This window comes from Chitinophaga sp. SVR4-12A, assembly GCF_056754765.1.
Map to the genome: position 1 here is coordinate 364677 of NZ_JBPGWP010000002.1, position 24192 is coordinate 388868.

Here is a 24192-nt window from a genome sequence, read left to right on the forward strand (position 1 = left end):
GATGGAATTTTATTTGTTTGTGGAATATTGATGCCTGGATTAATGTCTGAAATACCATGGACTATCAACTATAGACCATGGATTGTTGTGGAATGCTTTCATAACGGATACTTTTTCTGATTCGATCTTGGTTATTAAATGTTGCAAGGGTTCAAATTAAAAGAGGTTTGAAGATGTTAACAATTTATATGGTCAATATATAGAAAATATTGCCCAAACAGGTGTTGTTGTAACCGGTAATTGCTTGGTTTCCAATCTACTGCATTTACATTAAATTATTTTTATATACAGATGGTTTCCCTCGGTTTTCAGCTGCATTATCATCCGTTCAATGGGCTTTTATGTTGCCCAGGCGTTCCTCAAATTCCTCTTTCGGGATCACCGCCTTGTTCTTTATTTTGGTTTTATATGTATAAATGGTGTTTACAGAGTATCCTAAGATTTGGGCAATTTTCACGTTATCGTTGATACCGATACGAATTAATGCAAAGATACGGAGGTCGGTGTTTAGTAATTCATGGTCTCTCAGCCTGATCTGGTCCTCTTCCCTGAAAAAGGAGTTGAATACCGGCACAAATTGAGGGAATATTTTCAGGAAGATCCGGTCAAAGTTCCGGAACAGCTCTTCCCGTTCCTCCCGAAGGTCGATATTATTCACCAGGAATTTCACCTCCCCGTATTTATTATCTGCCAGTTTCTGTTCAACCGACTTCTTAAATTTCGTCATTTTATCGATATAGGAGGAATTTAACTGGAAACAGTAGCCGATATATTCCTCCTTGATCTTATTGGCCTCCATCAGCAGCTCATTGATGGCCTGCTGGCTGGCATGTGCCTCGGTAATGGCCTGCTGGGCGGTTTTGAGTTTCTTATACTGCCGCAGGATAATCACCGCCAGCCATACCAGGGTGAGCAGCAGCAGGGTAACGATTGCTGCATATACGAAAAGCAGCTTTTTCTGGGCCTCCACTGTGTTCACTTTTTCTCCTTCGATAATGGGAAGGATGGTGCTTAGCTGCATCTTCCGGAGCCTGGCGCCGTAAAAAGTGGCATCGGCCAGGGCGTATTCCACATACCGGGAAGCGTGTTTTACATCCCGTTTTTTAAAAAGCAGCTCCGCCAGTATGAACATGGCCGTTGTTTCCTTGGTGCTTGATTTAATATCTGCCATGGCGGCCCTGGCCATTAGGGTGATGGCACTGTCAGTTTGTCCGCGGCGTATGTAGATATTACCGAGGGAAGAGATGGCGATAGCCTTTTGATGCCAGCCCAGGTCTTTATGGCCAACGGTAAGGGCATAGTAATACCGGGCGCTGTCCATATGGCCTGCCTTAAAATACCGGGTGCCCAGATTATAATCGTACTCATAGGAGTGAGGCCGGTACAATTGCAGGGCACTGTCGGTACAGGCGTTTCCCAGGCGGATGTATGCAGGACTAAAATAGGCGTCGTTACTGTAATCCGCCATGTCGTAATAAAAGCGGCCCTTCAGGCGATAGTATTCCGCCCGCATGCTGTCCGGCAGCATAGCCACATTCACCTGGCCCAGGTAATCGCCTGTTTCCTTGAACATACCGGAGGAGAGCATCACGAACACCAGCTTTACACCAGCGTAGTTGATCAGCTGAGGATCTTTCAGTGCCAGCGCCAGGGCCTGCATTTTACGGGCATAGGCAAAAGCGGAATCATATTTATATACCTTGAACTGCTCAAAGAGCTCGCTGCATATCTCAAATTGTTCCTTCGGTGAAGCATGCTTTGCATCCTGCAGGGCATGCCGCCATGCATTGATCTGCCTGATCCGTTCTGCATCATATACCGGCGCTTCCTCAATGGTTTTGTTGAGTTGTTCCAGCAGGCTGTCATTATCGGGATGGGTGTATCCCGGTACAGACAGCAGCAGTAATAGTAATAGGCTATATAGGTATTTAATAAATTCTTTCTGGTAGTGTAGTCCTGACGGCGCAAGCACGCTTACCCCAACTCTTTTGTTGACAGGCATTCGAATTTTTTAGGATAATGTAGGAAAAAAATCTAAGTGTGCAAAAAGTGGAAGGTTAGAAGAATTCATCCATCTTACAACCCGGCGGCGCTCAGTGCGCCCGCCACTTCTTCTGCTCTTCCATACATCGGAGAGGAGTCGATCACAGTACCGCCCATCTCCAGCATGCGGGTGTCATGTTATCGATGTTAGTCCACCGATAAATTAGCGCTTTCTCCAGGAATTATCCCATTGTAAATATGCAGGTTCGGTGCAGCAATTTCAGCTATGATGCTTTAGTACGATCCTGTACCGGGCCTTCCCCTCCTGCAAATGCCTGATAGCTTCGTTCACCTGCTCCATTGGAAATTCTTCCACCGTCGGATAAATATTGTGCCTTACACAGAAATCCAGCATGGTCCTGATCAGCGCCGGACCGCCTCCGGGACTGCCTGCTACAGACTTTCCCCCATTGATCAGGCTGAAAGACGGAATGGATATAGGCTCAGGTACGATGCCCACGATATGAAATTTCCCTTTCGGCGCAAGACAGCTTAAATAAGTATCCCAATCCAGGGGCACATTCACCGTGCTTAAAATGAAATTAAGCTGTCCCTGTAATGCAGCTGCATTCGTGGAGTCCACTACTTTGCTTGCTCCCATCTTCCTGATCTCGTCATACTTCGAAGGATTAGAGCTGAAAGCCGTTACCTCACAGCCCCAGTGTTTGAGGAACTTAATTGCCAGGTGACCAAGGCCGCCAATGCCGATCACGCCCACTTTATCCGTAGGTTTTACACCCTCTTCGATAATGGCGTTGAAAACGGTCATCCCGGCGCAAAGCAGCGGGCCCGCTTTTGCCATATCAATAGCATCCGGCAGCGGGATGATCCATGACCAGTGCCCCCGCACAATATCGGCAAAGCCACCGTGCCGCCCCACCTGCACCTGCTCCACGCTGGCGCAAAGCTGGTGGTTCCCTTCCATACACTCCCGGCAATGCATACAGGATGCAGAGAACCAGCTAAGGCCTACCTTATCGCCTACCTTAACGCCTTTTACTTCGCTGCCCGTGCTGATCACTTCGCCCACAATTTCATGCCCTGGCACAAAGGGATATTGGGTATTGCCCCAGTCATTATGGAGCATGCTCAGGTCCGAATGGCAAATGCCGCAATAGGATACTTTGATATCCACCTGTTCTTTACCGATCTCCGGAAGCTCATAGTTGAATGGCGACAGTGTATGCCCGGGCGCCTGGGCCGCATATCCGTTTACTTTGATCATATTGTATCATTTAGAGCGCTAAATTAGCGGACCGGCTACCGGCCGCTCACATACAATCAAAGCAAAAAATATAAAAATCAAAGAAGCCTGGATCTTGTTTGGTTGGGAGGATGCCCGGTTTTCTTCCTGAAGAAGTTGTAGAAATAATTGGGATGTTCAAAGCCCAGGCTGTAGCCGATCTCCGCAGCGGTCCAGTCGGTATGCTTCAACAGGGCCTTTGCTTCCGATAATATCCTGTCGGATATGTGCGCCGAAGTTGGTTTGCCGGTGATCTGCCGCACCGCATGGTTTAAATGGTTAACGTGAATGGACAGCGCCTTTGCATAGTCGCCCGCCTTTTTCAGTTTCAGCGAACGGTCCGGCGCGTCAATAGGGAACTGCCTTTCCAGCAGTTCAATAAAAAGTGAGGTGATGCGTCCGGATGCATTGTGGGGTTTAATATCATTGAGGGCAGGCTCCATCTTCAGCGCCTCATGAATGATAAGATGGAGATAGCTACGCAGCAGATCATATTTATACACGTAATCAGACTCAATTTCCGCGAGCATCTTACGAAAGATATTACTGATGTATTTTACCTGTGGCCCTTTCAGGAAGAACACAGGATTGCTGCCAATCTTAAAAAGCGGCGAATTTTGTATGCTTTCATTCCGGTCATTCCCATGCAGGAACTCTTTCCTGAACAGGCAGAAGAAGCCCGGTTGTGTTGCTGAAACAGGCTCCCAGGCAAAGGGTGTCAGCGGGTTGAAGAAGACCAGTGCAGGACGATTGATGGGAATATCCTGATGATGCCAGCTCAACCTGCTCTTGCCCTGCAGCAGGGATATTTTATAAAAGTCCCTTCTGTTGTAGATATGCGCTTCGTTGCAGTAATATTCATTTTCAAACACATTTACCAGGCTGGCGGTTTCGGGTAGCATTCCCCGTTCATGATAGAACGCTTCAACGGTCTCCTTTTTTCTCATAGATCAAAACTAAGCAATCAGCTGTTAAAGTCAATCCTGTGAAATTCGGTGTCCCGGCCCTGTTTGTCGCTCAGGATAAAATGGCTGATGATATTCCCGTCTGTATGAAGGATGGTCAGCTGGCAGGTTTCTTCTCTCGCATCATCAATGCGCAGTTCGAGGAAGTATACCGCGTCCCGCTGCAGTACGCGATACGTACCGCTCTTATCCTGCCATATAAAGCGCCGGCCCTGGGCCTCAGGGAAGAACTGGATGGTAGAAGAGGAACCTTTTGCCCGGTAGCGGAGTGGAATGGGGAAGAGTTCCATAGAATGAAGTTAAGGATTCCTGCTACCATTCGGCCCTTCCATATTGCCATTAGCGCTTTTTTGCTTGCATATGTAAGCCAGGATGACTATTTTCCCGCGATTCACCTATATGAACGTATGGTAACCGGAACATTAGCAACACCAAAGAAAGCCTCGGACTTACTGAAAACCAGGCAGCATTTTGAATTACTGGATGGCCTGAGAGGCGTCGCCGCCGTTGTGGTGGTCATCTTCCATTTCCTGGAATTTGTATATACTGACTATAGCAAGAACTTCGCCGGTCACGGCTTCCTGGCAGTGGACTTCTTCTTCTGCCTGAGCGGATTTGTGATCGCCTACGCCTATGATGACCGCATCGGGAACATGGGCATCAAAGAGTTCTTCAAATCAAGGCTGATCCGCCTGCATCCCCTGGTGGTATTCGGGGCCGTACTCGGTTTGCTCACCTATCTCTTTGATCCCTTTGCCGCACCGCCCGCCGGCTATGGGTTTGGCCAGGTAGCCGTGATATTTATCACCTCCCTGCTGCTGATCCCTTACCCTTTCATGAAGGAGCGGTTCAATAACCTGTTCCTCTTTAACGCGCCTGCCTGGTCGCTGTTCTGGGAGTATATCGCCAATATCGTATACGCAGTGGTCCTGTGTAAGCTGCCCAGGCGCATACTGCTCGTGTTGGCCATCATAGCGGCCGTATGGCTGGGCTATGCAGGCTATACCACCGGCAACCTGATGGGAGGCTGGGGCTCATCCACTTTCTGGGACGGCCCTGCAAGGGTCTCTTTTTCCTTTATGGCAGGTATGCTCGTTTATCGCTACAATTTCAGGATAAAGAATAAACTGGGATTCCTGGGCCTTACCATCTTACTGCTGGCCGCATTGCTGATGCCCTGGATCCAGCCGACCTGGGTGCTCGAATTAGTGGCAGTGGTGGTATATTTTCCTATACTGGTGGCGCTCGGTGCAGGTGCACAATTGAACGACCGTGCAAAGGGGATCTGTAAGTTCTCCGGCAATATCTCATACCCGCTCTATATGACCCACTACGGGTTTATCTGGATCTTTGGCAGCTACTACAATTTGCATAAACCAGGCGCCACAGAGCTGTTCTGGATCGTAGGCGGTTCAGTGCTGGCGCTTATCGGGCTGGCTTATCTCGTCATGGTATTCTATGATGTACCGGTACGAAAATACCTTAGCGCCAGGAGAAAGAAGATCTGAAAGGGGAAATAGAAAAGAAACGGCTTAAATGCTAACTTCGCAGTCTTCACATCCAAATAATATGATATCAAGTAAAAGACTGTTACCCGTAGCATTAGCGGCTGCTATCCTTATCAGCATCAGCCGCCCGGCCCATGCCCAGAAAGTGATAAAACTTTCAAACCTGGATAAGGAATGGTCGCGCGATTTCCCGCCTTTCCGCATCGCTGGTAACCTGTACTATGTTGGCACCTATGAGCTGGCGGCTTACCTGGTTGCCACTCCGCAGGGACATATTCTCATTAACACAGGCCTGGATGATTCTGAGCCGCTTATCCGCGCACATGTCAAAACCCTCGGCTTTAAGTTTCAGGATATTAAAATACTGCTGACCAACCAGGCCCATTTTGATCACGTAGCCGCGATGGCTGCCATCAAGAAAGCTACCGGCGCTCAGATGATGGTCAATGAAAAGGATGCCGTAGCGCTGGCAGACGGAGGTAATTCAGACTATGTAATGGGCGGCAGAGGCCCTATGTATCTTCCGGTAAAGGCAGAGCGCCTGCTGCACGACCAGGATACGATAGAACTGGGTGGCACGGCTATCGTCATGCTCCATCATCCCGGCCATACCAAAGGCTCCTGCAGCTTTTTGCTGGATGTGAAGGATGAACAACGTAGCTACCGTGTGCTGATCGCAAACCTGCCTTCTATATTGAGCGAAACAAACCTGGCAGGCATGCCTGGTTACCCGGAGGTAGGTAAAGATTACGCGTATACGCTGAATGCCATGAAAGGACTACAATTCGATTTGTGGCTGGCTGCTCACGCCAGCCAGTTCGGGCTGCATAAAAAACATAAACCAGGTGATGCCTGCAACCCTGAAGCTTTTATGGACCGTGCAGGATATGATGCTGCAATGGACGAGCTAACGAAGGCTTACGAGCAAAAGCTGAACAGTAAATAACGGTGATTTACATTGACGGCTGCGCAACATTTATTTCACACCTGCCTGCCGTTTATTGCCATCGTCCAATTGCTTGTCAATAGCACAGCACGTTGATAATTAATAAATTATTTTTATCCGGTTAATAAGTCTACCTTCATGGACTGCGGGTGATTTTATCTGCAGTTAATACAAGCATCATGTCAAATGTTGTGGAAGTTGTTGTGGCCGACATTAATTTAGCCACTATGTCGAGAAGCATTAAAAGCGCAGAATTGGATAAAGTACTGGCAGGAAAAGGCCCCTTTACCATTTTCGCACCTAGTGATCTGGCCTTTGGTAAATTACAAGCCGGACGTCTGGAAGGACTGCTGAAAACAGAGAACAGGGAGAAGCTGGCAGAGCTGTTAAACCACCATATAGTGGAATCGCTTGTAAATTTTAGAGATCTTAAGGATAAACAAAAACTGGTGACTGCAAATGGCAGGGAACTGACGGTAAAAGTTGTTAACGGCAAAGTGGCTGTCAATGGCGCCACTTTACAGAGAACAGATAATATTGGTTCCAATGGTATAGTACATTCTTTGGATACAGTTATTGAGATGAAGTAAGTACAAGTGAGTTTTCTCCTTCTTAACTATTGATCGATAAAGCCCTGGAGTGATTCAGCGGCTTTATCACTACTAAGGGATGCTGTTAATAATTGAGGTAAAGTGCACAGTTACGCAGGTTTTTGACAAGATACCATACTACCGATGTTGCCGCTGTTAGTCTCACAAGTTTGGGATTAGCACAGGCAGATTACAGCATCATCCGCATTCACATTCTGTAGCACACCGCATTGATATTCATGCCCGCACCTACCGAAGCAAATACTATAATATCTCCGGCTGCCAGGTGATGTCCCGGAATGACTCCTTTTCGCACCATGTCGAACAGGGTGGGAACAGTTGCTACAGAGCTATTGCCGAGTTCATGTATGTTCATCGGCATAATATTTTCCGGGCAAGGCATATCATATAAGGCATACAAGGCCTTAATAATGGCCTCATCCATTTTTTCATTGGCCTGGTGAATAAATATTTTGCGCACATCTTCAATACGTACGCCTGAATGCTTCAGGCAGCCGCTGATAGCCATAGGCACATATTTCAGCGCAAATTCATATACTTTCCGGCCCTGCATCTTGATATAGCGGACACGCGTGTCCGACCCGGGGTAGTAAGACCGGCCCATGTTAATGTATTGCAGCTCGTCCAGCGAATAAGATTGTACACTGGTGCCCAGTATTCCCTGGGAAATGTTAGTTTCCCTTGCTTCTGCAATACAGGCCCCGGCTCCGTCACTAAATATCATGCTGTCACGGTCATGCACATCAATTACCCGGCTTAAGGTTTCTGCACCTATGACCAGGCAACGCCTGGCCGCAGCAGCCTTGAAGAACAGGTCTGCCTGTATCAGCCCCTGTAGCCATCCGGGGCAGCCGAACAACAGGTCATAAGGAACACACGCAGGATTTTTGATACCGAGCGCATTTTTTACCTGCGATGCGAGTGAGGGAACAGCGTCGCTTTGTATCGTATGTTTGGAAACATTACCAAAATTGTGTGCTACAATGATGTAATCCAGTGTTTCAGGATCAATGGCTGCATCTTCAATCGCATTTTTTGCAGCCAGGTAAGCCAGGTCTGAAGTATTCATATCCTCGGAGGCGTACCGCCGTTGTGATATGCCGGTGATCTTCTCAAATTTTTCAATGATATCGGCAGGCATGTCGGGTATCGGGTCGCCGCTGCCCGTATAAAAGTCGTTGTGGAAAAATTCGCGGTTATACTTAACAACAGGCGGAATAAAACTGCCTGTACCTGTAATGATAGTTGAAGTGCGCATAGGTTTAATTACATCTTATATTTAGAGTTACCCGGTTCGCTTTCATTACATGCGTTGCGCCGATCGCCGGCCTAATTTTTTCAGCATGCCTGCATGCGCCCACAATGCCGTGCGGAACGTGCGTTGCTCATGATAGGGTAGTCCAAACTCGCGGGCTGTGGTTCTTACAATGGGCGCCAGCTTTCTATAATGGATATGACAGATATTCGTGAACAGGTGGTGCTCTATCTGGAAATTTAACCCGCCTGCAAACCATGAAAGAAGGCGGTTATGTGGAGCAAAATTGGTCGTGTTCTTTATCTCATGTATCGCCCATGAATTCTCCATCCGTTTTTTCTCTTCAATCTCAAGTGGCATGGCAAAACCGGAGGTTTCCATGATATGGGCAGGCTGAAAGATGCACGATAGCACTAAGCCGGCGGTACAATGCATTACTAAAAACCCGGCAACAATGTAATACCAGGGCATTCCGGAAAAAAGTAATGGGAGAACAATGATATAACCGTAGTAAAACGCTTTGTAAAGAGCGATCTGCCACAGGGCTTGTTTCAGGGAGCAGTGCGCCTTGGTCAGTAAGCCCAGCTTTTTATAACGTATCGCCTGTACAAAGTCTTTTGCCGTCATCCAGTACAAGGTCATGATCATGTAGAAGAACCACGCATACAGATGCTGATAGCGGTGGTACCATTTCAAAGGCTGGTTGGGAGATAAACGGACCAGTCCCATGGTGTCAATATCTTCATCCAGTCCCGATATATTTGTGTAAGTATGGTGCAGGATATTGTGCTGTATTTTCCAATTAGCAGTATAACCACCGATTATCTCCAGGATATAGCTGAGCAATTTATTGATCCTGCCATTAGCAGCGTAAGAACCGTGGCTGGCATCATGCATGATGCTTGTTCCTATACCGCTCATTCCAAATCCCATTATGAGCCACAGGCTGAGAAAGAACCAATTGTTCCAGGCTCCCAGGCGCGTTACCATAATAACGTAGGGCGCAAAGTAAAGCAACAGCATTGCGGCTGTTTTAACCCACATATGTGCGTTAGCATAGATGGAAATGTTATTATGCTCAAAATAGGCCCTTATCCTTGCTTTGACCGTGTCATAAAATCCATCCTGTCCTCCAGGCGCAAAGCGTACAATATTCAGTTTCTCTATTTTCATATAATATTATAACAATATTTCTCATGATTACACAATGCCTGAATCTTAGCTGGCATAATACCAGGAGCCTAAAAGATTTGACAAGTCTAAAGGTACTTAAAAAGACATTTAGGGACAGCTAAATCCTGCCATATCTGATCAATATATGCAAAACGCCTGCCACACTTAAATTGTACTTTAGGAAAATAAATATCCTCATAAGATGCGTCTATTCCACGTATGCCTGACATTGACAGCAATATTCGCCGCCGGCGGTGCGTATGCTCAGCAGCTCCGCAGTGCCGGTAAACCTGCCGAGCTTACAGTTTGTCCCGCCGGTGCACATAGCATCCGCGTTACATTAAAACCAGTTACCGCAGCTCTCGCTTTTACACCTGCACTGGCAGAACAGCCAGCTAAGGCGCCGGTCATTAGCTTGAAAGAGCTGCATGGCCCTGTCAAAAAACGGGTTGGAAACCTCGTGGTCGGTATCCAGCCATCACCCCTTACTGTTACAATAACAGATGCAAAAGGCAAGCTTATACAAGAACTGGTTTTCAGAGAAGACGGGCAGGTACAGTTTAAGCTGGATGAGCATCCCGTCCTGGGCATGGGAGAAGGCGGGCCTAAACCAGGGAAAGATGTGAACTGGCGCCAACTACCCGTTGAATTTGACCGTAGGGGCCGACTCCATCATATGCAACCCCGCTGGCAGGGCGATGCCTACGGCTCCCGCAACCCGGTGCCTTTATTGGTGGGTGCCGGTGGATGGGGCTTGTTTGTGGCCAGTCCCTGGGTTTTGGTAGATCTGCAGCAGGCCGATCACGGCCTTTTCATCCCCTGGCAATCTACCGGCCAGCAGGGCGATGTACAGAACCAGGGCAACCAGCATCTCAACCAGGGTAAAGGATTGCCGCCAGCAACAGCGATCGTGCCCGGCTTGTTCGATTGCTTCATTTTTGATGCACATGATCCCGCCTGGATGATGAAGGACGTTGCGACTATCAGCGGCCCCGCGGTGATGCCGCCTAAATGGGCCCTGGGATACATGCAATCACATCGTACCCTGGAAGACGAGACACAGCTGGTCGGGATCATCGATACCTTCCGCAGCAAACAGATCCCCCTGGATGCGGTGATCTACCTGGGTACGGGTTTTGCCCCCCGCGGCTGGAATACCAAACAGCCTTCCTTCGATTTCAACCCGGAAGTGTTTAAACGTGCACCCGCTGCCGTTATATCAGATATGCACCGGCGCCATGTGAAAGTAGTCGTGCACATCGTACCCTGGGATCGCGACCGCCTGCCTACCCTTCAGGGCAATATCCCATCCGCCCCTGGCGAAACAGCGGACGCCTCCCACATCAGTAACTACTGGCAACAGCATGTTGGCCTGATGAACGCTGGTGTAGACGGCTTCTGGCCCGATGAAGGCGACTGGTTCAACCTCTTTGAGCGTATGAAACGTCATCAGCTCTATTACCAGGGACCGCTTGTTACACGCGTCAATACACGTCCCTGGAGCCTGCACCGCAACGGTTTCCTGGGCATCGCCCGCTGGGGCGGCTGGATCTGGTCCGGCGATACGCAATCATCCTGGAAAACACTGGAAGCGCAGATCGCTGTCGCCATTAATTCCTCCTTAAGTCTTTCTCCCTATTGGGGATCAGATATAGGCGGCTTTTATCCAAGCGAAGAGCTCACCGGCGAAATGTACGCCCGCTGGTTCCAGTTCGGTGCTTTCTGTCCTTCTTTCCGCTCGCATGGAAGAACCTGGTGGACCAGGCTTCCCTGGGGCTGGGGCCTCTCTTCCATGGGGCCGCTGGAAGACAAGAACAACCCGCTGCCATCTGAGCTGAATAATCCCGCCATTGAACCGGTAGTGAAACAATACGACGAACTGCGCTATAGTTTGCTACCCTACATTTACACGCTGGCCTGGGAAGCACGTAATACCGGTATGCCCTTCATGCGGGCCATGTGGCTGCACTATCCCGCAGATACAACCGCTGCGCGGATGGGCAATCAATACCTCTGGGGCCGCGATCTGCTGATAGCGCCCGTGTATGAGCCGCTTGCTACCACGCGTAACGTATATCTCCCGGAAGGTGAGTGGTACGACTGGTGGACAAATACAAAGGAAACCGGCGCCAGGACTATCAGCCGCAAAGTAGATCTTTCCATCATGCCTGTTTATGTGCGCGCAGGCGCTATTATTCCTGTGGACCCGGTACGACAGTACACGGCGCAGGTAGTGAAGGATCCCACTATTATAAAAGTCTATCGTGGCGCCAACGGCCAATATACGCTCTATGAAGATGATGGTATCAGCGAAGATTACCTGAAAGGTAAAGCTACGCTTACCCGCTTTAGCTGGGACGATGCTGCTAAAAAACTGACTATCGCGCCGCTTGGCAAAAGCAATGCTGAAAAGCGTGTATTCAAAGTGCAGCTGCTGCCTGAAGGAATTATTCAACAGCTTACTTATACCGGCCGCCCGCTCAGCATTCATTTCTAGGGAAGCCAGCCTTGTTGCTTCAGGGATCCTATCAGCCTTGGATCATCTACCGATAGGGGAGGAAGCCAATAGGTACCGATACGGGTACGTGTCCACCAAAGGCCTTTGGGGTTGCCAGGCTTTGCAAAGCGGTAATTATACAGTATGGCCCTTATATACCGTGGTGGTTTACCCGGGAAAGGATTGCCTGCAAACAGTTTCAGCATCGCCGGATCATTATGCAGCAGTTTCCAGGTAAGGTGTAAGGTCCATGGATATTTGTCAGGAGTAGACATCGATGCAAACCACATCTGCCAGTCTAAACGCGGCTGGTAGGGAGCGATCTGCGGCGGTCGTTTATCAAGCGCAACAGGCAGGCCTTTATACGGATAGGCTATCCAGTGAGCGCTATCGTCGGGATGTTCATCCATCGTTCCTTCAAATACTACATTATAACGCTCCGTTCCCACTGAACCGAAGGCGCCGTAAGTATTCACCAGGTCCAGCGGATCAAAGGATGCATTCATCCGTTGTTGTGGGGAAATCATATTGTAAACGGGCTGTATGCTGAGCAGTGCTATGATCACGGTAACAGACCAGGTAGTCACCTGCATAATGACCGAAGGCTCCGCACGCGCTGCTGCTTTTTCCGCCATCCGCACCAGCTTTTTTGGAAGCAGCTTTGACCAACAACTATCATCAAAACAAGCCAGCACTGGCAGTATGGTCAGCCAGTTAAGAAAGGAAAGATTGCCGCTGAGGATAAGGACAAACTGGAAGAGAATGACTATCACCGCCGCAATATAACGGCCAATGCGCGGCCAGAACAGGAACCAGGGCGCCACCAGTTCGGCCAGATGATTAAACCATACTCCTGTCTTCAATACAGCACGTGGCATAAAATGGAACAGGCGGCTCAGCGGACCAGGTATAGGTTGTGTTTCGAAGTGATAGTACAGTGCAGTGCCGTTCCGCCATACTTCATCCCCGCGTATCTTGATCAATCCCGCGCCCAGCATAATACGGAAAGCCAACCAGCGGAAGAGGATAATGATCGCCAGCGGCGCCGGTCTTTTGGGGAAAGGGCGCAGATCCAGCAAGGGGCAGAGAAAGATGGCCAGGAACCCCGTTTCCAGCAGCTGGATCTCCCATCCGTATCCATACCATTCCTGCCCCACATGCACCAGCGACATATACAGGAGCCAGAGCACCGCCAATATAATAGCATTGGCAAATCCCGACAGCACCACACAGGAAAGCAGGAAGCCCATCCATGCAACGGTCAGCAATGCTGCATCCGTATGCGTGAACCAGAAGAGAGAAGGTAGCTGCCTGAAAGCTCCGCCTCTTGAGCCGAAATGCTCCACCACACGTTGCAGAAACAGATCTACCGGCAGTAAGCCATGTTCGCCGATCAGCGGAACCACCTGTTGAATGGCCGCCAGGAAGGCGATGGCGTAGATGGCTCCCAGCATGCGAAGTAGCATAAAACGTGTAAGCCAGTAGGATTGTTCCATACTATGAAGTTAAATAAAAAGCGGCTGCCTCTTTTGTTGAGACAGCCGCTTTATACCTATGACATGCTTATTACTTAACCCCGGTAGAATCGCTATCCGGCGCCTTCTCTATCAGATCCATGAACTGGTCCAGCTTCGGCGTAACAATGATCTGGGTACGCCTGTTTTTGGCTTTACCATCTTCAGTGGCATTGCTGGCAACAGGGTTGTATTCGCCACGGCCGCCGGCGGTTAACCGTTTAGGATCTACGCCATGGTCGTTCTGCAGGGCCTGCACAACAGAAGATGCCCTCAGGGCGCTCAGGTCCCAGTTGTTGCGGATGTTTTTCTGGGAAATAGGCACATTATCCGTGTTACCTTCGATCAGCACATCGTAATCTTTATAGTCTGTGATGATCTTTGCCACCTTGGCCAGTGTCTCATTCGCAGTGGGAGAGATCTCATAGCTGCCGGATTTATACAGCATCTTGTCGGAAAGTGAAATATACACCACGCCTTTTAACACCTGCACATCCACATCCCGCATCTCTTCCCTGCTCAGGGAACGGGTCAGGTTATTGGTCAGTACCATGTTAAGCGAGTCGCTCTTGTTCTTCGTATTCACCAGGTGCTGAATATACCTGTTGGAAGCATTGATCTCGTCCACCAGCTTGGAGATGTTAACATTCCCCTGGCTGGTGGAATTAAGGCACTTATCCAATGCTGCCTGCAAAGCGGCCAATCCCGTACGCTGGGCCTGGATCTGTTCTTCCAGGCTTTCTACCCTTGTTTTAGCGCCTGTGAGCTCCCGCTGGGTGCTCTGGTACCGTCCGTCCAGTTCCCTGTTCTGATTCTGCAGATCATTATAACTGGATTGTAGCTGGGCAAATTTCTTATTGCTCACACAACCCGTAGCTAAGGTAATCATCACCAGTGACGCTGATGACAGAATAAGTGTTTTCATGCATTCCACATTTTATATGAAAAATCATTGACTTAATATGATAACAACCCAAATATGCAAAGGTTGTGCCATCCTCGTAAGGTTAAGAATATCAGCCTGTTAAAAACGATATAATGTTTTGCAACGGGATTGTGTTTTTTGTTTTCCCCGAAAAGGAAATAGGCTTTATCTTTACGCCGTGCGTTTAACGGCCTTTATATTAAGTTTACTGGTATTGGTCCTGGGATGTATGCCCTGTGCCGATGCCAACGCATTTCCATCCAACACACAACAGTCGGTCTCCCAGGCTACAGACCCGGGACAGGATCATGATGATAGCTGTTCCCCCTTTTGTATCTGCAGCTGCTGCGCCGGGTTTTCGTTTCATCAGCCCTTTATAGAAATAGATACCTTTCTTCCTCAGCAAGGTGTCGATCATGATGCCTATTACATCGCCGCTTTAATTGAAGTATCCCTTCCCATCTGGCAACCGCCCCGCTTGAGCTAGTTTATTCCCTTTCTTTATTAATCCAAAACAATGCCCGGTGTAAGCACCGGAGCATGATACCCTATGCCTGCATGCGGTATGGCTGCAGGCGCTTTAAAGCATGACATCATTATGTTTGATAAGATTATCAGGTTTTCTATAAGGAATAAGCTGATCATTGGCGCATTGACCTTAGGGCTGGTCATCTGGGGCGTATATTCAATGAATCAGCTGCCTATCGACGCTGTGCCCGATATTACCAATAATCAGGTACAGATCATTACCCAGGCGCCTTCCCTGGGCGCCCAGGAAGTGGAACAGTATATCACCGCCCCGCTCGAACTGGCCATGGCCAACATCCCGGATGTAATAGAAAGACGTTCTATCTCCCGTTCCGGCATTTCCGTGATCACCATCGTGTTCAGGGATCATGTGGATGTGTATTGGGCCCGCCAGCAGGTAGGTGAGCACTTAAAGGAAGCGGAACGGCTCATCCCTAAAGACCTGGGAGAACCTTCCCTGGCGCCTGTTAGCACCGGGCTGGGAGAGATCTACCAGTATGTGCTGCACACCAAAAAAGGCTATGAAAAGAAGTACTCGGCAATGGACCTGCGTACCATGCAGGACTGGATCATCCGTACCCAGCTGGCAGGTACAGAAGGCCTTGCAGAAGTCAGCGGCTGGGGAGGCTATGTAAAACAGTATGAAATAGCGCTGGACAACGAAAAGCTGAATGCGCAGAATATCACCATCCCGGAGATCTATGCCGCATTGGAAAAGAACAACGAGAATACCGGTGGCAGCTATATTGAACAGCGCAGTAACGTTTACTTCATACGCGGTCTTGGCCAGGTGAAATCTCTCAGCGATATTGAAAAGATCGTTATAAAGAACGTGAACGGTATCCCGGTGCTGATCCGTGACATTGCCGATGTGCAGTTTGGCAGCGCCACCCGCTACGGAGCCGTTACCCGCAATGGCGAAGGAGAAGTAGTAGCCGGTGTAACCCTCATGCTGAAAGGCGAGAACTTCAATAAGGTGATCGCTAACGTAAAGGAACGTATGAAGCAGATCCAGCACAGCCTCCCCGAAGGTGTAGTGATCGAACCATTCATAGACAGAACAGAACTGGTGGACAGGGCCATTGGCACCGTAAAGCGCAACCTGGTGGAAGGCGCATTGATCGTCGTCTTTATCCTGGTTTTACTGTTGGGTAATTTCCGCGCCGGTTTACTGGTGGCTTCTGTTATTCCCCTCTCCATGCTGTTTGCATTCGGACTAATGAGCACTTTCGGCGTATCAGGCAACCTGATGAGCCTGGGCGCAATCGACTTCGGACTGATTGTAGACGGCGCCGTGATCATCGTTGAAGCTATTGTGCACAGGATAACAGGCAGCGGTCTCCTGGCCGCAACGCCTATACTCAGCAAAAAGCAAATGGATGAAGAAGTATACACGGCCGCCGCTAAGATCAGGAACAGCGCCGCTTTTGGTGAGATCATTATCCTGATCGTTTATCTGCCCCTGTTTTCATTAGTGGGTATAGAAGGTAAGATGTTCCGGCCGATGGCGCAAACCGTGGTATTTGCTATACTGGGTGCTTTTATATTATCGCTTACCTATGTGCCGATGATGAGCGCACTGGTACTAAGCCGCAACACAGTGCACAAAAGGAACATCTCCGACCGGATCATGGACGGCTGCCACCGCGTTTACGAGCCGCTGTTAAAAATGGCATTACGATGGAAGATCAGTACTGTGGTGATCGCTGTAGGCCTCTTTATACTAAGCCTTGTGATCTTCAGCCGGATGGGCGGCGAGTTTATCCCTACCCTGGAAGAAGGCGATCTTACCGTAGAAATATCCATGATGCAGGGCGCCTCCTTATCCCAGGTAGTAGCCACCTTCGGAAAGGCGGAGAAAATCCTCAAAGAGAAATTCCCGGAAGTAAAGCAGGTGGTTACCCGCATTGGCAGCGCAGAGATCCCTACGGATCCCATGCCTTTGGAAAGAGGCGATATGATGGTAGCCATGCTGCCCAAAGAAAAATGGACCTCCGCAAATACAAGAGAAGAGATGATGGAAAAGATGGAAGATGCATTGAAGATCCTGCCTGGCCTCAATATAGAGATCACACAGCCTATGCAAATGCGCTTCAATGAGCTGATGACAGGCATCCGGCAGGATGTTGCCGTAAAGATCTATGGCGACGACCTGGATGTATTAACGGAACAGGCAAAGAAAGCTGCTGCCCTGATCGCGCCCGTAAAAGGCGTAAGCGAGCCATTTGTGGAGAAAGTGAATGGGCTCCCGCAGATAGCAGTAGAATATAACCGGGATAAATTGGCGCAGTATGGCTTATCGGTCAGCGATGTAAATACCATACTGAAAACCGCCTTTGCCGGGAACGTAGCCGGCGTAGTGTTTGAAGGCGAGAAGCGCTTTGATATGGTGGTAAGGTTGCGAAGAGATCTGCGGGAGCATATCATCAACATCGAAAACCTTTTTATTCCCTTGCCTTCAGGCAACAGGGTGCCATTGAACCAGGTAGCATCTGTTGAATTCAAAGATGCGCCCGCACAGGTTTCGAGGGAAGATGCAAAGCGGCGTATTTACGTAGGATTCAACGTACGCGGACGCGATGTGGAAAGCACTGTCAATGAAATACACCAGGTTTTAAATGAAAAGCTGAAGCTCCCGGCAGGATATTATACCACCTACGGTGGCCAGTTTCAGAACCTCCGCGAAGCCAAACAGCGTTTGTCCATTGCAGTGCCTTTGGCTTTGTTGCTGATCCTTTTCTTATTGTACGTCACCTTCCGTTCACTGAAATATATGTTGTTAATTTTTACAGCGGTTCCCTTGTCTGCTATTGGCGGCATCTTCGCGCTGCTGATCAGGGGAATGCCTTTCAGTATATCTGCCGGTGTGGGCTTTATCGCTTTATTTGGTGTGGCGGTATTGAACGGTATTGTACTGATCGGGTACTTCAACCAGCTGAAGCAGGAAGGCATTACAGATGTTAACCAACGGGTGCTGGAAGGTACCCGGGTGCGGCTCCGCCCGGTTATTATGACCGCAGCAGTAGCTTCATTGGGCTTTTTACCAATGGCCTTATCCAACAGCGCAGGTGCTGAAGTGCAAAGGCCCCTGGCCACGGTAGTGATAGGAGGACTAATCACCGCAACACTGCTCACACTTTTTGTGCTGCCCTGCCTTTATATGCTTTTTTCTGCTAAGAATGGGAATGGAAAGCGGAAAGTTTCACCGGTAGCTACTGTACTGCTCATTGTAGCCGCTTTCAGTCTCTTAACAGGTAAACAGGCGCAGGCGCAAACCAGGCCATTGTCGTTACAGGACTGTATCAACATGGCCCTGCAACATAACCTGAACCTGAAAACCGCCTCACTGGAAGTAGAACAAAGTAAAGCCATGAGCAGGTCCTCTTTCGATCCGGGGAAGACCAACCTGATGCTAACGCAGGATCCCACCAGCGGCGGCAACATTGACAATGCGCTGGGCATCACACAGAGCTTTGCATTACCGGGTTTGTATAAGAACCAAAAGAGTGTTTTCCGCCAACAAACATTACTGGCCGAAAAAACAAAGAAGCTCACAGAGACCGAAGTGATCCGCGATGTAAAAACAGCCTGGTACAATTACGTTTACGGAGCGGCGAAGATCAAAGTGCTGCAGTACCTGGACAGCATCTACCTGGACTTTTCCCGGAAAGCGGAAGTAAGACAGCGAACCGGCGAAACCTCCAACCTCGAACGCCTCACCGCACAGAATAAATACCAGGAGATCCGGTTGATGGGGAAAGAAGCACAGGCAGAACTGAATATCTATGAGCTGTCCTTACAGCAACTGATCAACGCCGAAGGAATGGTTTCCATTGCGGAAGACAGCCTGCATCCCATCCCGTTCCTCGCTACCGCCGATACTGCGGCAACCGGCCAGCATCCCTTGCTGGATTATTATGATCAGTCTATCCGTCTGGCAGATTCCAAGGTTAAGCTGGAAAAGGCCCGGATGTTACCGGAGATAACGCTGGGGTACAACCATCAGCTGATCATTGGTGGTTTTAACCCAGCCAATATTGACCGTAAGTATTTTCCCGGAACCCGTATTGCCGGCTTCCAGCTAGGCCTTGGCTTGCCATTATTCATGGGTTCCTATAAGGCAAAGGTCAACGCCGAAAAGATAGGAATAGCAGTAGCCCAATCCAGGCTGGATGCTACCCGCCAGCAGCTGGACATTCAATGGCGGCAGCAGTACCGCGAGTACCTGAAATACAAACAATCCGTAGACTATTACCGTTCATCAGGCCTGCGTTTGGCAGATGAACAGATCAGGGTAGCGCAGTTTGCTTTCAGTAAAGGGGAGATCGGCTATGTAGAGTTTATTCAGAACCTTTCCCTGGCCATCCAGACAAAGTTGAACTACCTGGCTGCCCTTAACCAGCAAAACAATGCCGTCATCAGATTACAATACCTGCAAGGCGATCAACAGTAATCCGTTTAAAATTTTTGCAATGAAGACCAAACAATATATCCTTTCAATACTCACAGCATTATGGCTGGTATCCTGTGGCAGCAGTAACGAAAAGCAAGCAGAGCAAGCCGTAGAGAAGACAGCGGAGAAAGAAGACCCACATGGCGGCGAACTGGAACTAAGTGAAGCCCAGCTGAAAGCGGTAGGCATAGAGATCGGTAAGATAGAGCAGAAGAACCTGAATGCGGTAATAAAAGCCAGCGGACAGCTGGCAGTGCCTCCCCAGAACAAAGCAGAGGTGAATGTGCTCATGGGCGGGATTGTCCGTAAGATCAATGTATTGGAAGGGCAGTCTGTTCATAAAGGCCAGGTGCTGGTGGTCATTGAGAACCCGGATTTCGTCAAAATGCAGCAGGAATACCTGACCACCAAAAACGCCTTCGCCTTTACCCGCGACGAGCTCAAACGCCAGCAGGAATTAATGGAAGCCAATGCGGGAACAGGGAAAAACCTGCAGCAGGTACAGGCTAATTACAATGCAGAGCAGGCAAAGATCCTCACTTTGGAAAAGCAGCTGCAGCAGTTAGGAATTAGTCCGGCAGGGGCGCTGAACGGTAATATCGCCACCCAGGTAGCAGTTCCTGCACCTATCAGCGGTACTGTGGGGCATATTGCCGTGAACACCGGCACCTATGCAGAAACCAGCAAGCCTTTAATGGAGATCATTGATAATTCGCAGATCCATTGCGACCTGGTAGTGTATGAAAAGGATCTGTTCAAGGTAAAGACCGGGCAGAAAGTGCATTTTACCCTGACCAATCAGAATAACCGGCAGATCCAGGGCGAGATCTACGGTGTAAATAAATCATTTGAAGACGATAGTAAAGGTATCATCGTGCACGCCGTTATCCGGGATGCGGCTGGTTTCCACCTGATCCCCGGTATGTATGTAACCGCGCTGATCGATATTGGCAACCAGCTAACTGCAGCAGTACCAGCAGATGCGGTGGTCCGTTCTGAAGGTAAGGATTATATTTTTGCGGTAGATAGTGTGCGCCAGGAAGAGGGAAAGCATTTCAACTTCAGAAAAGTAGAGGTGATTACCGGCGTTGCGGAGCTGGGCTATGTACAGGTAACGGTGTTGGAAGAATTGGCGCCGGATGCCCAGGTGATAACCAAGGGGGCTTTCTATGTTCTGTCAAAAGAGAAGGCCAGCGGGCATGACGATGAATAAGTGCTGCCCTAAAACAAAAAGCCGCGTAGTTGGCGTGAACTACGCGGCTTCTTTTATTCAGTAATATAAAAAGTCTGGCTAAAGGCGCCGTTTGCCGCTATATCCCAGGCTTCTACACGTACCCATTTCCGCCCTGCCAGTTTACTCTTGAAGGTAAAGGTCTTTTCTCCAAAGGCCTGTGTCTGGCTCAGGTCGATCTTTTCCCGGTATACCTTCGCCCCATCCCCTGAAATGATCTCCACGAAATTCATTGGGAAGGTCCAGTTCAATGTAAGAGCTATTTCAGCCACACCATTGGCAGGCAGCTGGAAGCTATCACCAGAAATATGCCCGTTGATCTTTAAAGAAGGCATCAGCACTTCTCCTGTAGTGCCAAAGAATTTACCATGCTGCATGGCATTGAGGATCGGGCTCCAGCTGTCTTTATAGTCTGGTAGTTTATCCAGCATAAGATAGTTTACATTCATATGCGCATACATCTCATTATGCTGTGTAACTGTGAACAGATCTGCTTCGCAGATCACCGTCTTTTTAGTACCCCAGTTATTCATGTCATCCAGCAGGTCTAACACCCTTTTACCCAGTCGCGGTTGGGAAAGGTCTGCGGGCATGGCTTTCCAGGCAGCGCCCATAAACCGGTCAGCCAAAAAGAATGCCTCATGGTTATAAGTATCTGGTGTGTTCACAGATCCTTTTGTACGGGGATGCGCTGTCCAGGCAAGGCCCTGTTCATCTTTCAGCAGCTGCAGCATTTCCTGTTTGTTGCCGACATGGTACACTTTACCGTAGCCTTCTTTTTCTTCTACATAAGGCTCGCCAGGCTTACGGGACATCACCCAATATACCGGGCGGGGAAACAGTTCCAGCCAGTGACCACCAAAAAACTCATTCGGCTCTTCGCCGGGTAGCAGCAGAAAATCTTTGTCCGACTGCTTTTCACATAATTCAAAAAGCGCCTTCAGCTGCGGCAGCCTTTTCTCGTCAGGCCCTTTAGGATCAGCGGTGTAATGGAATTCCGCCAGGTGAACAATGTCCAATCCCAGCTGTTTGAACACTTTCACGAACTCCGGGTGCTCTGGTACCGGTTTTCCGGCCATCTCCACACTCATGATAAATTCGTTATGGAAATGGCTGGACATGGTTTTAAACCCTGGCAATTGCACGTAGCGGTCGTTATGGGTGAACCGTTTTACAGCTGTAAAAGCTGCGGCTTCACTTTCTGTATTGAGCAGGCAAAAGAAATTGAGGCGTTGCTTTGTTCCCGGCGGCGCATTAAACCAGGGCACAAAACGTTTATCGCCCTCCAGCTCCTGCCTGATACCGATGCCATAGCCGTTCATCAGATGGCGGTAATCACTGCCATACCAGCTAAAGCGCAGGTTAAAGGCTTCATCCAGTGGATAGAAATACTGGTGCGGAGGAGGAAACAAGGCCAGCGTACCTTCTTTGCCGCTGGCGGCAATAGTGCGGTATTTCACGGCCAGGTTACGGGCAGTATCGCTTATGGCTACCTGCGATTGCATCAGGCTGTCACCCGTATTCATCCATGAGATCTGTTTCCAGTCAGGTGAGCTGCTTACCAGCCCTGCATCAAACACAATCGCTTTTGCATCCGCTGGGGTGCTTACCACAGCGGCTATATTAAACAAAGGACTGCCATTATACAAAGTAACTTCGAGCGTACCAGTAAAGCTCTCTGCAGCTAATGGCCCGATACTAACAATGGTGCGGCTGCCTTCCGTTCTTACGGAGGCAGTATTTCTTTTTATGCTGAATGGGTATGATTGGTGAGGCTTGGTAGGTACTTTATCAAAAAAGATGTTCCAGCCGTTTTGTGAGAGCAGGTCCCTTTTACCTGTTGTCAATATAAATGCAGGATCTATATTGGCGCTGACCTGTTTGTTGCCAAGGGTAATTGCTTTAAACAGCGGACGGCTGGGTTCCAAATCAAATACGATCTTCCCGGTGAGGGAATTGCCGCCCGGCCAGCTTATCTCGAGTAATTGTCCGCGCTGGGAGACAACCGTTCCTTTACCAGGCTTAAATGCCTTCAGGTCTGCCTTTACCTGTGCGGTGGATATAAAACTAATGAATACAGCAGCTACGGATAACAAGAGTAATTTCATCACGTGGTTGTACGTTTAACTGTTTAATTGTACAGAATACAGCGCGTCAGTTCGCCATTGACGGAATAAGATATAAAAAATATTGGATTTTGTCCAAACCGGCCTCCCACAAAGTCCATTTAACCCCTTCCTGAACGACGCCCGGGCCTTACATTTGCTACATAAATGTCGCCTTATGAAAGCAATTCAACTCGAGCAGTTCGGCATAGCGCACCTGCAGCTCAGAGAGATCCCCACGCCCACAATTGGTGAAAATGAAGTACTGGTAAAGACCACGGCCGTAGCATTGGAGTTTCACGACCTGATTATAGTGGAGAACAGGATCCCGTTCGGCATCCAGCTTCCGCATATCCCGGTTTCAGAAGGAGTAGGCATAATAGAAAGCGTTGGCAGCAAAGTGACCCGCTGGAAGAAAGGCGACCGCGTTATCATTCCCTTTATTTCCCGCTGGGAGGCAGGGAAGAATACCCCCTATCATGATCAGCTAAGAACAAGCTTTTCAGCGCCCGGATTGCTGGCAGAATATACCGTACAACCGGAGAATACACTGGTAAGTACTCCTAACAATCTTTCGGATACAGCAGCTGCGCCCTTATCTATTGCGGGACTAACGGTCTGGACATGCCTGGTGGAACAGGCTAATATCCGCGCCGGACAAACTATCCTGGTACAGGGCAGCGGCGGCGTGTCTCTCTTCGCTTTACAAATAGCCAAAATGTTCGGGCTGAAAGTGATCGCCACCACCGGCAGCAAAGAGAAGGAGCAAAAGCTGAAAGACCTTGGAGCAGATGAAGTGATCAATTATAAAGACTTCCCGGAATGGAGCAGTGAAGTAAAGCGCCTGAACGGTGGGATAGGCGTTGACGTGACCCTGGATGTGGCCGGCACAGATACCATCGAACAAAGCATTCTCTCGGTAAAACAGCATGGCTTTGTTGGCCTGATCGGCCTGATGACAGGTACTAAACTGACCATAGACCTGATCCCGCTGATTACGAACTATATTCGCCTGCAGGCTTATTCAGTAGGCAATGCCGAGGAATTGAGCAATCTTGTGAAAGCCATAGAAAAGAATAACATGAAGCCTGTTATAGACAGCGTTTATCCCCTGGAAAAAGTACAGGATGCTTTTCACAGGTTTAAGTCGGGCCAGGCATTTGGAAAGGTGGTCATTACCTTTTAACCATTAAGG

17 protein-coding genes are annotated in these 24192 nt (G+C 49.1%); 8 read left to right on the top strand and 9 right to left on the bottom strand.

The window, feature by feature from the left end; genetic code table 11:
- Nucleotides 1-328 precede the first annotated feature (328 nt).
- The 4 genes from ACR9Y8_RS27840 to ACR9Y8_RS27855 form a co-directional block, all read right to left on the bottom strand.
- Nucleotides 329-2002: a DUF6377 domain-containing protein gene (locus ACR9Y8_RS27840; protein ID WP_481216572.1), complete on the bottom strand. Its 1674-nt coding sequence runs from the start codon at nucleotides 2000-2002 to the stop codon at nucleotides 329-331.
- A gap of 261 nt (nucleotides 2003-2263) precedes the next feature.
- Entirely contained in the window at nucleotides 2264-3268 is a 1005-nt protein-coding gene (gene ahr / locus ACR9Y8_RS27845; protein WP_481216573.1) for an NADPH-dependent aldehyde reductase Ahr, read from the bottom strand.
- Between the two features lie 77 nt (nucleotides 3269-3345).
- Nucleotides 3346-4233 carry a helix-turn-helix domain-containing protein gene (locus tag ACR9Y8_RS27850; RefSeq protein ID WP_481216574.1) on the bottom strand — a complete coding sequence of 296 codons (888 nt, stop codon included), beginning with the start codon at nucleotides 4231-4233 and terminating at the stop codon, nucleotides 3346-3348.
- Nucleotides 4234-4250: 17 nt separating this feature from the next.
- Complete coding sequence (locus ACR9Y8_RS27855; protein ID WP_481216575.1) at nucleotides 4251-4541, bottom strand: hypothetical protein; 291 nt, start codon at nucleotides 4539-4541, stop codon at nucleotides 4251-4253.
- Nucleotides 4542-4544: 3 nt separating this feature from the next.
- On the opposite strand from ACR9Y8_RS27855, the gene ACR9Y8_RS27860 reads away from it, so the two are divergent.
- The 3 genes from ACR9Y8_RS27860 (at nucleotide 4545) to ACR9Y8_RS27870 (ending at nucleotide 7295) form a co-directional block, all read left to right on the top strand.
- Nucleotides 4545-5759, top strand: coding sequence for an acyltransferase family protein (locus tag ACR9Y8_RS27860; protein WP_481216576.1), 1215 nt, complete (start codon nucleotides 4545-4547; stop codon nucleotides 5757-5759).
- Nucleotides 5760-5820: 61 nt separating this feature from the next.
- Nucleotides 5821-6705, top strand: a complete 885-nt coding sequence (gene bla / locus ACR9Y8_RS27865) for a subclass B3 metallo-beta-lactamase (protein WP_481216577.1) — start codon at nucleotides 5821-5823, stop codon at nucleotides 6703-6705.
- A gap of 179 nt (nucleotides 6706-6884) precedes the next feature.
- Nucleotides 6885-7295 (top strand): fasciclin domain-containing protein, encoded by a 411-nt coding sequence (locus ACR9Y8_RS27870; protein WP_481216578.1) that lies wholly within the window; start codon nucleotides 6885-6887, stop codon nucleotides 7293-7295.
- A gap of 208 nt (nucleotides 7296-7503) precedes the next feature.
- Here the strand turns inward: ACR9Y8_RS27870 and ACR9Y8_RS27875 are convergent, their stop codons facing one another.
- Both ACR9Y8_RS27875 and ACR9Y8_RS27880 read right to left on the bottom strand, forming a co-directional pair.
- Nucleotides 7504-8574: a 3-oxoacyl-ACP synthase III family protein gene (locus ACR9Y8_RS27875; protein WP_481216579.1), complete on the bottom strand. Its 1071-nt coding sequence runs from the start codon at nucleotides 8572-8574 to the stop codon at nucleotides 7504-7506.
- Between the two features lie 45 nt (nucleotides 8575-8619).
- Nucleotides 8620-9744, bottom strand: coding sequence for a fatty acid desaturase family protein (locus ACR9Y8_RS27880; RefSeq protein ID WP_481216580.1), 1125 nt, complete (start codon nucleotides 9742-9744; stop codon nucleotides 8620-8622).
- Between the two features lie 202 nt (nucleotides 9745-9946).
- Here ACR9Y8_RS27880 and ACR9Y8_RS27885 point away from each other — a divergent pair, with 202 nt between their 5' ends.
- Nucleotides 9947-12241, top strand: a complete 2295-nt coding sequence (locus ACR9Y8_RS27885) for a glycoside hydrolase family 31 protein (protein ID WP_481216581.1) — start codon at nucleotides 9947-9949, stop codon at nucleotides 12239-12241.
- Here ACR9Y8_RS27885 and ACR9Y8_RS27890 read toward each other — a convergent pair.
- Both ACR9Y8_RS27890 and ACR9Y8_RS27895 read right to left on the bottom strand, forming a co-directional pair.
- Nucleotides 12238-13737: a lipase maturation factor family protein gene (locus ACR9Y8_RS27890; RefSeq protein ID WP_481216582.1), complete on the bottom strand. Its 1500-nt coding sequence runs from the start codon at nucleotides 13735-13737 to the stop codon at nucleotides 12238-12240. The genes ACR9Y8_RS27885 and ACR9Y8_RS27890 overlap by 4 nt on opposite strands.
- A 70-nt stretch (nucleotides 13738-13807) precedes the next feature.
- The gene (locus ACR9Y8_RS27895) at nucleotides 13808-14680 is read right to left on the bottom strand and encodes an OmpA family protein (RefSeq protein ID WP_481216583.1); all 873 of its coding nucleotides are present in this window, start codon (nucleotides 14678-14680) and stop codon (nucleotides 13808-13810) included.
- Between the two features lie 229 nt (nucleotides 14681-14909).
- On the opposite strand from ACR9Y8_RS27895, the gene ACR9Y8_RS27900 reads away from it, so the two are divergent.
- The 3 genes from ACR9Y8_RS27900 (at nucleotide 14910) to ACR9Y8_RS27910 (ending at nucleotide 20874) form a co-directional block, all read left to right on the top strand.
- Nucleotides 14910-15167 (top strand): hypothetical protein, encoded by a 258-nt coding sequence (locus ACR9Y8_RS27900; protein ID WP_481217220.1) that lies wholly within the window; start codon nucleotides 14910-14912, stop codon nucleotides 15165-15167.
- Nucleotides 15168-15278: 111 nt separating this feature from the next.
- A complete protein-coding gene (locus ACR9Y8_RS27905; protein WP_481216584.1) occupies nucleotides 15279-19661 on the top strand; it encodes a CusA/CzcA family heavy metal efflux RND transporter in 4383 nt (1460 codons plus the stop codon).
- Nucleotides 19662-19680: 19 nt separating this feature from the next.
- Entirely contained in the window at nucleotides 19681-20874 is a 1194-nt protein-coding gene (locus ACR9Y8_RS27910) for an efflux RND transporter periplasmic adaptor subunit (RefSeq protein WP_481216585.1), read from the top strand.
- Between the two features lie 53 nt (nucleotides 20875-20927).
- On the opposite strand, the gene ACR9Y8_RS27915 is transcribed toward ACR9Y8_RS27910, so the two are convergent.
- Nucleotides 20928-23000, bottom strand: a complete 2073-nt coding sequence (locus ACR9Y8_RS27915; RefSeq protein ID WP_481216586.1) for a CehA/McbA family metallohydrolase domain-containing protein — start codon at nucleotides 22998-23000, stop codon at nucleotides 20928-20930.
- A 175-nt stretch (nucleotides 23001-23175) separates the two neighbouring features.
- On the opposite strand from ACR9Y8_RS27915, the gene ACR9Y8_RS27920 reads away from it, so the two are divergent.
- Complete coding sequence (locus tag ACR9Y8_RS27920) at nucleotides 23176-24183, top strand: zinc-dependent alcohol dehydrogenase family protein (protein WP_481216587.1); 1008 nt, start codon at nucleotides 23176-23178, stop codon at nucleotides 24181-24183.
- Nucleotides 24184-24192 lie beyond the last annotated feature (9 nt).